Here is a 9,654-nt window from a genome sequence, read left to right on the forward strand (position 1 = left end):
GTCCGTTCCTCAGAGGCCGACAAGGTTCACCTTGCGGATGTAGCGCTGGAAGAGGCCCGCCACGAGCAGCGGCGGGATGAGGCCCAACACCGTCGCGCTCGCGACGTCGGTGGGCACCGAGACCTGGAAGAACATGCTCGACAACGCCGGCGGGAAGGTCTGCGCGGGCGTGCCGGTGTTGAAGATGAGGGCGAACGTGAACTCGTCCCAGGAGGTGATGAACGCGATCACCGCCATCGCCGTCATGGAGTTCCGCGACGCAGGCACGACGACGCGGGCGAACGCCAGCCACCGCGAACAGCCGTCCACCCGGGCCATCCGCTCGAGGCCGGGCGGCAGGCCGCCGAAGAAGCTGGTCCCGATCCACACCAGCAGCGGGACCGTGATCGTCATGTGGGCGATGACCAGGCCGGTCTTCGTGCCCGACAGCCCGAGGCCCTGGTAGAGCGCGAAGAACGGGATCGTGGTCGCGACCGGTGGGATGGACCGGGTGGCCACGATCGTGAGCAGTCCGGCCTGGCGGAACCGCATCTGGACCCGCGACAGCGCGTAGGCGGCGGGCACCGCGACGATCATGCTCAGCACCGTCACCCAGACGGCGACCTCGGCGCTGTTGAGCAGGCCCTGGCGGATCAGCGGCCCGTACGCGTTCGGGCCCTGGGGGACGCCGTTCCAGTCAGGAGCGTCGCCGCCGAGCAGCCGGACGTAGTTGGCCAGCGTCGGCTGGTGCGGGAACAGGTGGATGTCCGCCGAGGCGAACTCGTGGTGGTACATCAGCGAGATCAGCACGATCCAGACGATGGGCACCACCGTCCAGACCAACGCGATCAACGCGAGGATGTGGATGAGGATCTTCCGTCGCACGCTCATGCCCCCGCCGCCTTGCCCTGCCGCGACCCGGATCTCATCGCCACGACGTAGTAGCCGGCGGTCAGCACCGTGACCACGACCAAGAGGATCCAGGACATCGCGGCGCCGGGCCCGAAGCTCAGGTCCTGGAACGTCTCCTGGTAGATGGCGTAGGTCAACGTCTGGGACGCGCCCCCCGGCCCGCCGGACGTCAGGAAGTAGATCAGGTCGAACGCCATCGCCGCCTGGCCCCCGACGAGCACGACGTAGATGGCGAACGGCAGCCGGATGTAGGGCATCGTGATCGCGCGGAACCGCCGCAGGATGCCCATGCCGTCGACCTTCGCGAGCTTGTAGAGGTCGTCCGGGATCACCTGCAGGCTCGCCAGCAGGAAGTAGGCCCCCAGCGGGGCGAACTGCCAGGCGTGTACCAGCGCCAGCGCCGGGATCACCGTGTTCGTCGAGAGCAGATCGAGCGGTGGCAGACCCAGGTGCTGCGCGATCGCGGCGAGCAGTCCGTACTGCGGGCTGTAGACGTAGCGCCAGACGACGCCCGCCGCGTAGGTCGACAGCGACCAGGGCAGCACGATCAGCGCCATCAGGACCGGACGCCCGACGAACCTCTCGCGCAGCAGCAGCGCCAGGCCCAGCGCCACGGCGGCGGCCAGCACCGTCACGCACACGACGTAGTAGACGGTCAGCCACGTGGAGTTCCAGAAGTCCGGGTCGCTGAGCACCTGCCCGAAGTTGTCGAGGCCGGCGAAGCGCCGGACCCCGGTGAAGGGGTTCGTGTGCGACAGGCTCAGGTACAGCGAGTACGCCACCGGGTAGATCACGATCGCCACCAGCAGGACAGCCACCGGCGCGACGAGCAGCAGACCGAACCCGGTTGGGCTGATCCGCGAGCTGAACGGCGTCCTCGGCCGGGCGGTGGACTCCTCGACGGGTTTCGCCGGACCCGGCGGCGCGGGCTCAGTTACCGTACTCATCGATCAGGCTCTCTGCTTTCGTCTGCAGCTTCTTCACGACAGCGGCCGGGGTCTCGTCCCCGTTGACCGCCTTCGGCAGTTCCCGGGACGCGTACGTCATCCACACCGAGCCCCACGTGGTGTGGAACAGGTCGGTCGCGACCTGCGGATCGGTCAGGTAGTCCTTCAGGACCGGCCAGTTCGTCTCCGGATCGGGCAGCCACTTCGCGACCGACTCGGCCAGCGCGGGGCTGTTGTTCACCGCGCTGTAGCCCTGGGTCAGGTAGTAGTTGCCCGCCCAGGCGTCGGGCACGTCGAACCGGCCGGTGCGCCGGTCGCGGTATCCGAAGTGCTGGGCCAGGTCGTAGGCCTGCGCCAGGGCGGCGTCGTCCTGCCCGTAGTTGCCGACCAGGTACGCGCCGACGTGCAGCATGCCCCACTTCTGCCCCTGTTGCGGGACGGGGACGATCTTGCCGGCGACCTGCGACGTCTGCGGGTCGGAGAAGGTCTTGATGTCGTACTGCAGCTGTGGTGAGTAGGCGATGCCGCCCTTCGCGAACGCCTCCGTCCAGTCCGACTCCTGGAAGGTCAGGACGCCCGGGGGCACCAGCCCCTCCTGGTACAGGCTGCGCCACTGGCCGAGCATGTCGACCACCTCGGACTGCTCGTCGAAGAGCGGCCGCCCGCCCGGGCCGAACAGCGGGATGTTCCGGTTCAGCGCCTCCTGGATGAACCCGAACGGGATGCCGAACCAGGGCGCGGACCAGAACGACGGCAGGTAGGGCGTGTCGCTCGCGCCCCGGCGCTTGATCAGCCGCACCTGGGCGTAGAGCTCCTCGTAGGTCTTCGGGTACTGACCTTCGAGGTCGGCCTTGCGCAGCACGTCCGTGTTGGCGAACAGCGCCCCGTTGACGAAGGCGAAGTACGGCAGCCCGACGAGCTTGCCGTTGATGGTCAGGGCATCGCGGACGGCCGGGAGCATCTCCTTCTCGGCGGCGTCCTTGGCCCAGAACCGCTCGAAGTCGTGGATCCAGTTCGCCTCGGCGTACGCCTGGGGCATGTGCCAGAGGCTGTAGACCATGTCCAGCGGCGTGCCCTGGCGCAGCAGGTTGGTCATCAGCGACGGGTAGTCACCGGCGATCACGCCCAGGTCCACCCGGGCGCCGTAGGTCTTCTCGAACGCCGCCACCTCGGACGTCACGAAGTCGGGGTAGGCACCCCAGATCCGCATCGCCAGGTCGCCACCCCCGGTACTCGGCGGCGCCAGAGGCGGGCCCGCAGCCGGGGCCGGCCGAGCACCACCCCCACCGCACGCCTGAAGCAGAGGCGTGGCCCCGAACGCCAGTGCGGCCAGGCCGCCGGCCTTCAGGAATCGCCTGCGCGAGGTGTCCACCATGCTCGGTAGCCTTCCTTCGGAAAGTTTCGTAAGGTCTAGCTGGCGGTTCGGTGAACTGTCAAGAGCCGTCCCGGGACACGCCGGGGACGGCAGGCGTGGTGGAGGTTCGTGGTGACGCAAGGATCCGTTCTGCAGGGGCCGCCGACGAGCGGCCGGGCGATGGCCGCGGAGATCGCCGAGCAGCCCGAGGTGTGGCGCCGCTCGCTCACCGGGCGCGCCCGCCTCGCGCCCGTCGTCGCGGTGCTGAAACGGAGGCAGCCGCGCTTCGTGCTGCTCGCCGCCCGCGGCACGTCCGACCACGCCGCTCTGTACGCGAAGTACCTCTTCGAGGTCGTGCACGGCATGCCGGTGGGGCTGGCCTCACCGTCCACCGTGACCGCCTACGGCTCGACGCCGGATCTGCGCGACACGCTGCTGATCGCGGTCAGCCAGTCGGGCCAGTCCCCCGACCTGGTCGAGATGGTGCAGACCGGCCGCCGCCACGGAGCGATCACGCTGGCGGTCACCAATGCCCCCGCGTCACCGCTCGCGCAGGCCGCCGAGCTGCACATCGACGTTCTCGCCGGTGAGGAGCGGGCCGTGGCCGCGACGAAGTCCTACACCGCGCAGCTGCTGGCGCTGTACTTGCTGGTGGACATGCTCCGCGACGGCGACGGCTCAGCTCTGGAGGCGCTCCCGGCCGCCGGCGAGGCGTTGAATGCCCGGTCCGACGACATGCGGGCGCTCGCGGCGCGCTACCAGTTCGCCTCCCGCCTCGTGGTCACCGGCCGCGGCTACGCCTACCCGACCGCCCGCGAAGGCGCGTTGAAGCTGATGGAGACCTGCTACCTCAGCGCGCAGGCCTTCTCCGGAGCCGACCTGCTGCACGGCCCGCTGGCGATGGTCACGTCCCAGGTCCCGGTCCTCGCCGTAGCCCCGGACGGCGTCGGGGGCCGGATCATGGGCGAGGTGCTGCAGCGCCTGCACGCGGTCGGCGCGCACGTCTTCACCATCGGCGGCGCCGAGGCGATCGCCGCCTCCAGCGCCGGACTGCAGCTGCCGGCCGGGATCGACGAAGCGGTGTCCCCGCTGATCGAGATCCTCCCGCTCCAGCAGCTCGCGCTCCACCTGGCGATCACGCGCGGCGAGGACCCCGACGTCCCGCGCGGGCTGTCGAAGGTCACCAAGACCTTGTGAAGAACCTCAACCGCATCGTCCGGGAGTACTTCCCCGAAGGAGCGGCGATCACCTCGGATCCCACTTGTCTGGCGATGGTGGCTTCCGATATCAACGACCGACCCCGTACGATCCACAACCGGAAGAAGCCCTCCGAGGCATGCACCGAACTTGTCGAGGCGAATGCTTCCACTGGCTGAATCTGCGCACTGCATCACTGCAGCCGGCATAGCCGGTCTGCATTGTGCCAGATCTCCACCGGCTGCCCTGCCAGTGAGGTGATCTCAACAAGAAGCGCGTAGTCGAAGTTGTTCGATATGCGTGAGAACGAGTGCGGCTTCGAGGTGGTCGCCGATTCTGCGGGGGCTGGTGGTGACGCCTCGCAGCGCTCGCCGGCGGCCGGCGTGCGGGGCGAAGCCCGTTCGCCGCGGGGCGGCTGACCCCGCCCGGATCCGCGCGCCGTTTTGCGTCCTCGCACCGTCCACGGAGGGTGCGAGGACGCAAAATCGCGCGCGAATCGCGCGCAGGTCGGGGCGGTTCGCTCAGCCGGCCAGCTGCTCCGCCGCGCGCCGGGCCGGCCTCGATGAACGCGGTCAGAAGCTGAGGGATACCTCCAGATGCTGCAGGGCCTCGGCGCACCGCTTGGCGCTCTCGGAGTGCAGGCGGCAGTGCTCGTACTGAGCGGCGTGTGGCCCGCAGGCCGCGGCGCTGGCCTGGCAGGCCATCACGCAGGCGTGCACGACGGATCCGACGATGTTCAGGTCGGTCGCCGGGCCGCGGGACAGGATGCGTTCGGTCACATCGCACATGTCCGCGCAGTCCAGCGCTCGGCGCACCTCCGCCACCATTCCGCCGGCCTCGACCATGGCCATCGCGCATGCGTTCGAGGCCTGCTCGCACTCTCTGACGGCGTCGATCACCGCGGCGAGCTCGGCGTGGGCCGGGACCGGGCCGGCTCCGGCACTGTCGATGACCTGCAGAGTCTCGGTCACTGGTCTGCTCCTCACTGTCGGCCAGGACGCAATCCTCCTCGGTGGACCCCGGTATGCACCAGCGGTCGGCGGCGCTTGTGTGCGGGCATCGGCGAGGCGAGGACAGCAGGTGGAATCACCGGTATGTCAATAAATTTCCGATAACGATCGGGTGCTCGCCGTGCCCTCTCACGCTTTCGGGTCCGGGCGGGAGCTTATTGCCCCTACCCCGTAGCCGTATGGAATCAAATCGACTCGAAGAGTTAGTCTCCGCCGCGATTGGTGCTACACGGTCGGGGGTCCGGCAATGGACGGGGCGTGTCGTGGCTGGATCCGGGAACGGGTTCTGCGGGCTGGGCTCGCGGCGCCGGGATCGGCTTCCGGCGATGCCCTCGGGGCCTGGGCCCGTCGTTGCCGAGCACCGTCCGTAGGACGACGAAGGGCCTCATGTGAATTTTCCGCTTCCGCTGTCGGTCGCGCTGACCGTGCTGTTCGCCATCACCGGGACGTACTCGCTGGTGCGCTGGGCATCGTTGGTGTCGGTCCGCTCGGTGCGCGGCGGGGACCCGTTGGCCGAGCTGTTCCATCTGCTGATGAGCGTGGCGATGATCGCCATGACCTGGACGTGGAGCGGGCCGCTGGGCGACCGGGTGCAGATCGTCGTGTTCAGCGCGTTCGGCGTGTATTTCCTTTGGCGGATCACGGGCCGCACTGCTGATCGGCTCGTTCATGGCCGGATCGAGCTGGGCTACCACGTGCTGATGGCCGCGGCGATGGTCTGGATGGTCGCCGGGATGCCGGTGCTGATGGGCATGTCCTCCGGCGGTCCTGCGCACCCGGGGCACAGCGGCTCGGCGGGCATGGCGTCCATGCCTGACATGCCCGGCATGCCGGTGAGCCCGGCTGCCATGTCCGGCATGCCGATGAGCGCCGGGGCGACGCCGGCGTGGGCGATCGGGCTGAGCGTGCTGCTGTCCGTTGTTCTGCTGGGCGCTGCGGTGATGTGGGCCGTCCGGGTGTTCCGGCACGCCACGCACGAACCGGTACCGGCCGTCACGCTCGTCCCGGCCGTCGCTGAGCCGACCGCCACCACACGGACCGCCCTCACACAGGCCGGCGCGCCTGGTTCGGCGCCGCAGGCGGCGGGGGCGATGGCCCGTCAGCTGCTCGGCGCCCGCGGTTCGGCCGGCTGTCATCTGCTGATGAGTCTCGGCATGGCGGCGATGTTGCTTGTGATGCTGTAGAGGTCGCCGGCCGGTGTGACCGGCCCTCCTCCCGTCTCTGATGACCGCGGTGGCCGCGCTCCTGCGGTCCGACCGTCGACCCCGCACGCCCGTGAGGAGCAACATGTCGGATACCACCGAGACCCGCCCGGTCGGGCTCGACGAGATGGCGGAGGCGCCGGCCGGAGGTACCGCGATCCCGCCGGCTCCCCTCGCGACCGCGGCGACGACCCGGGCCGGGGCGTGGAGCTGGTGGTGGCAGGGGCTGCGGCCGCTGGTGCTGCGGCTGCACTTCTACGCCGGGCTGCTGGTCGGCCCGTTCCTGCTGGTCGCGGCGACGACCGGGCTGCTCTACACGCTGACCCCGCAGCTCGAGCAGTTGGTCTACCGCCACGAGCTGACCGTGCCGGTCGGGGCCCGGGTGCTGCCGCTGCAGCAGCAGGTCGCCGCGGCGGCCGCGGCCCTGCCGCAGGGCACGCTGACCGCGATCCGCCCGGGGCCCACCCCTGGGGGCACGACCCGTGTCGTGTTCGCCGCGCCGGGGCTGGCCGACGGGTACTCCCGTACGGTGTTCGTCGACCCCTACACCGCGCAGGTCCGGGGCACGCTGACGACCTACGGGGAATGGCTGCCGCTCCGCGCCTGGTTCGACGACCTGCACCGCACTCTGCATCTGGGCGACGTCGGCCGGGTCTACAGCGAGCTGGCCGCCAGTCGGCTGTGGGTGCTCACGCTCAGCGGGCTGGGGATCTGGGCGATCCGCGGGCGCCGGGCGAAGCGGCTGCGCCGCACCCTGGCCCCGGAGTTCGCCGCGAGGGACCGGATCCGGTTGCGCTCCTGGCACGGCTCGGTCGGGTTGTGGGCGAGCGCCGGGCTGCTGTTCCTGTCCGCGACCGGGCTGACCTGGTCCCACTTCGCCGGCGCCAACGTCGGCGCGCTGCGCTCGGCGCTGCACTGGAGCACCCCGTCGATCACCAGGACGCTCGCCCCCGCCCCGACGACTGCCGCCGCCCCGTCCGCTGCAGCGGCGGGGGCCGCCGGCATCGGGGCCGCCGCGGATCGGGTGCTGGCCGCTGCCCGCTCGGAAGGTCTCACCGATCCGGTTCAGATCACCCCGGCGAGCAAGCCGGGCCAGGCCTGGGTCGTCGCGCAGGTGCAGCGGTCCTGGCCGGAGAAGCAGGACTCCGTGGCCGTCGACCCGCACACCGGCACCGTCGTCGACGTGCTGCGCTTCGCCGACTGGCCGATCGCGGCGAAGCTGGCGCGCTGGGGCATCGACACCCACATGGGCCTGCTGTTCGGAGTGGTCAACCAGATCCTGCTCGCCGCACTGGCCCTCGGCCTGATCTGCGTGGTGATCTGGGGCTACCGCATGTGGTGGCTGCGCCGCCCGACCCCCGGCGGCCTCGCCGGCGCCCCCGGCGGCAACGCGCGGACCAGCCTCGGAGCCGTCATCGTCATCGGCATCCTCGCCGTCGGTGTGGGCCTGTTCGAACCCGTGCTCGGCTGCTCGCTGCTGGCCTTTCTGGCCATCGACGGCATCCGCAGCCACCTGCAGACCGGAGCCGCTCCCCGCGTGTAGACCCGTGGCCCGAGTCTGTGTTCCGGTCGGAGACGCGAGAACGCGACGTCCTGGGCTCTGGTGGACACCGAGCCGAGGACGTCGCGAGAAGATCTCAGCCTCGGTCCAGCCAGGGATAGCGAGCGGTGTCCTGCCCCGCGTAGTCGGGATCGAGGTAGATGAACACCCGCTGGATCAGGAAGTCACGGATCTCGAACACATCGCACCAGCGCCCCGCGCCCCACTCCGGCACGCCCGCCCGCCAACTGCCGTCCTGGTGCTCCCCGTACGAGGTGCCCTCCGCAACCACCGTGTCCCCGCCGGAGAAGATCCAGTTGAACGACGCGTAGTCGTGCTTGATCGACTTCAGCGTGCCGCCGACGTCCCCGAACAGCCTGCCGATCTCGGCCTTGCCCTCGGCGATGCCCCACTTCGGGAGGTAGACCTGCGCATCGTCGGCGAACAGGTCGAGAATCGCCCCGCCGGTGCTGGTGACCCCGGCGTGGTCGAACGCCTTGAGGTACTCCAACGCCACGGACTTGCGCTGCTCGTCGGTCATGACCTGGGTGGCAAGGGCCATCGGTTTCTCCAGTTCGGACGACGGGATGGGGGCGAGCGCCTCGCCCGCGGCCGCGACGCGGTACGCGACAGCGGATCGGGCCGAGCGCGGCGCGGCCGGCCCACCAGGAGGTGCCTGATGTCGAGGCGACCCAGCTGCCGACACCCCAGGGCTCAGGGATCGGGCCGCCGAGGTCATCGAGCTGCATCAGGATCTCCTCATCAGTGAGCCGTGTCACAGTCGCGCACCGGTCAGGTCTTTGTCCAACGCCAATCTCGGGTTACGGATCGTGCGTGATCACTCGGCAGCCGCTGGAAACCGGCAGCGTGGGGACCGCGCGGTCTGGACGACGACGACATTCGTGCCATCGACAACCCGTTCGTCTCACAGGTCGTTTCAGAATGACGTCGGCGCGTCCGCTGTGGACAACAGATGATCGCCGCCAGGCCGCGGCACCTGGTTGACCGTCTTGTCCCGCTCCCCCCTGGAGACGGGTGGTGCCGTTGCCAAGGGCTCGCCTACCCGGGCGGCACCGCTTCCCAGCGGGGAGGCGCATCTTCAGTCACGACAGCCGGGCTCATCGACCGAGATCCACCGGACACGTCTAGGCGAGTGCTGCATCGATCAGGGTCTGTGCGGCTGCACGCGCGGCGATGGCGATCGAGGAGTCGCGGTCCATCCGCGCGGACGTGCCTGCCCCGTCGTAGATGAGGTGGAGCTGGCGAGCGAGGGTGTCCGGGTCGGGGGCGCCGGCGTCGGCGGCGAGGCCGTGGAACAGTCCGCGGATGTCGGCGCGGTAGTCGTCGGCGGCCTGCTCGATCCTGCCACCACGGGGGGCTTCGGCGGTGGCGGAGGAGAAGGCGCAGCCACGGAAGCCGGGCTGGGAGAAGAACTCGGCCTGGGCGTCGAACACCGCGAGCAGCCGGGCGCGGGGGTCGGACTCCCGCTCGACGGCGGCGTGCAGCCGAGCGG

9 protein-coding genes and 1 pseudogene are annotated in these 9,654 nt (G+C 70.0%); 4 read left to right on the forward strand and 6 right to left on the reverse strand.

Going from position 1 to position 9,654, the window contains the following annotated elements; translation table 11 throughout:
• Positions 1 to 9 precede the first annotated feature (9 nt).
• From JWR81_RS32955 to JWR81_RS32965, 3 genes are read right to left on the reverse strand one after another with little or no spacing between them, the layout of a single operon-like run.
• Complete coding sequence (locus JWR81_RS32955) at positions 10 to 870, reverse strand: carbohydrate ABC transporter permease (RefSeq protein WP_297661755.1); 861 nt, start codon at positions 868 to 870, stop codon at positions 10 to 12.
• Entirely contained in the window at positions 867 to 1,838 is a 972-nt protein-coding gene (locus JWR81_RS32960; protein ID WP_297661757.1) for a carbohydrate ABC transporter permease, read from the reverse strand. The genes JWR81_RS32955 and JWR81_RS32960 overlap by 4 nt, the downstream gene beginning before the upstream one ends.
• The gene (locus JWR81_RS32965) at positions 1,822 to 3,048 is read right to left on the reverse strand and encodes an ABC transporter substrate-binding protein (RefSeq protein ID WP_297661758.1); all 1,227 of its coding nucleotides are present in this window, start codon (positions 3,046 to 3,048) and stop codon (positions 1,822 to 1,824) included. Before JWR81_RS32965 ends, JWR81_RS32960 begins: the two co-directional genes overlap by 17 nt.
• Before the next feature lie 324 nt (positions 3,049 to 3,372).
• Here JWR81_RS32965 and JWR81_RS32970 point away from each other — a divergent pair, with 324 nt between their 5' ends.
• Complete coding sequence (locus JWR81_RS32970) at positions 3,373 to 4,389, forward strand: SIS domain-containing protein (protein WP_297661769.1); 1,017 nt, start codon at positions 3,373 to 3,375, stop codon at positions 4,387 to 4,389.
• Complete coding sequence (locus tag JWR81_RS32975) at positions 4,386 to 4,568, forward strand: hypothetical protein (RefSeq protein ID WP_297661760.1); 183 nt, start codon at positions 4,386 to 4,388, stop codon at positions 4,566 to 4,568. Before JWR81_RS32970 ends, JWR81_RS32975 begins: the two co-directional genes overlap by 4 nt.
• A 393-nt stretch (positions 4,569 to 4,961) precedes the next feature.
• Here the strand turns inward: JWR81_RS32975 and JWR81_RS32980 are convergent, their stop codons facing one another.
• Positions 4,962 to 5,360 (reverse strand): hypothetical protein, encoded by a 399-nt coding sequence (locus tag JWR81_RS32980; protein ID WP_297661762.1) that lies wholly within the window; start codon positions 5,358 to 5,360, stop codon positions 4,962 to 4,964.
• Positions 5,361 to 5,908: 548 nt separating this feature from the next.
• Here JWR81_RS32980 and JWR81_RS32985 point away from each other — a divergent pair.
• Together JWR81_RS32985 and JWR81_RS32990 are read left to right on the forward strand one after the other, a co-directional pair.
• Positions 5,909 to 6,583 carry a DUF5134 domain-containing protein gene (locus tag JWR81_RS32985; RefSeq protein WP_297661764.1) on the forward strand — a complete coding sequence of 225 codons (675 nt, stop codon included), beginning with the start codon at positions 5,909 to 5,911 and terminating at the stop codon, positions 6,581 to 6,583.
• Positions 6,584 to 6,686: 103 nt separating this feature from the next.
• Positions 6,687 to 8,144: a PepSY domain-containing protein gene (locus JWR81_RS32990; protein ID WP_297661766.1), complete on the forward strand. Its 1,458-nt coding sequence runs from the start codon at positions 6,687 to 6,689 to the stop codon at positions 8,142 to 8,144.
• Between the two features lie 94 nt (positions 8,145 to 8,238).
• On the opposite strand, the gene JWR81_RS32995 is transcribed toward JWR81_RS32990, so the two are convergent.
• Both JWR81_RS32995 and JWR81_RS33000 read right to left on the reverse strand, forming a co-directional pair.
• Positions 8,239 to 8,703 carry a nuclear transport factor 2 family protein gene (locus JWR81_RS32995; RefSeq protein ID WP_297661767.1) on the reverse strand — a complete coding sequence of 155 codons (465 nt, stop codon included), beginning with the start codon at positions 8,701 to 8,703 and terminating at the stop codon, positions 8,239 to 8,241.
• Between the two features lie 583 nt (positions 8,704 to 9,286).
• A pseudogene (locus JWR81_RS33000) lies at positions 9,287 to 9,654 on the reverse strand (TetR/AcrR family transcriptional regulator); the annotation flags it as partial.

This window comes from Pseudonocardia sp. (genome assembly GCF_025965585.1).
In the GTDB taxonomy this organism is placed as follows: Bacteria; Actinomycetota; Actinomycetes; order Mycobacteriales; family Pseudonocardiaceae; genus Pseudonocardia.

Excerpts from the sequence above, each read along its gene's own strand:
- JWR81_RS32955 (WP_297661755.1), bottom strand. The coding sequence starts at position 870 with ATGAGCGTGCGACGGAAGATCCTCATCCACATCCTCGCGTTGATCGCG.
- JWR81_RS32995 (WP_297661767.1), bottom strand. The coding sequence starts at position 8,703 with ATGGCCCTTGCCACCCAGGTCATGACCGACGAGCAGCGCAAGTCCGTG.
- JWR81_RS32970 (WP_297661769.1), top strand. The coding sequence starts at position 3,373 with ATGGCCGCGGAGATCGCCGAGCAGCCCGAGGTGTGGCGCCGCTCGCTC.
- JWR81_RS32990 (WP_297661766.1), top strand. The coding sequence starts at position 6,687 with ATGTCGGATACCACCGAGACCCGCCCGGTCGGGCTCGACGAGATGGCG.
- JWR81_RS32965 (WP_297661758.1), bottom strand. The coding sequence starts at position 3,048 with ATGCGGATCTGGGGTGCCTACCCCGACTTCGTGACGTCCGAGGTGGCG.
- JWR81_RS32960 (WP_297661757.1), bottom strand. The coding sequence starts at position 1,838 with ATGAGTACGGTAACTGAGCCCGCGCCGCCGGGTCCGGCGAAACCCGTC.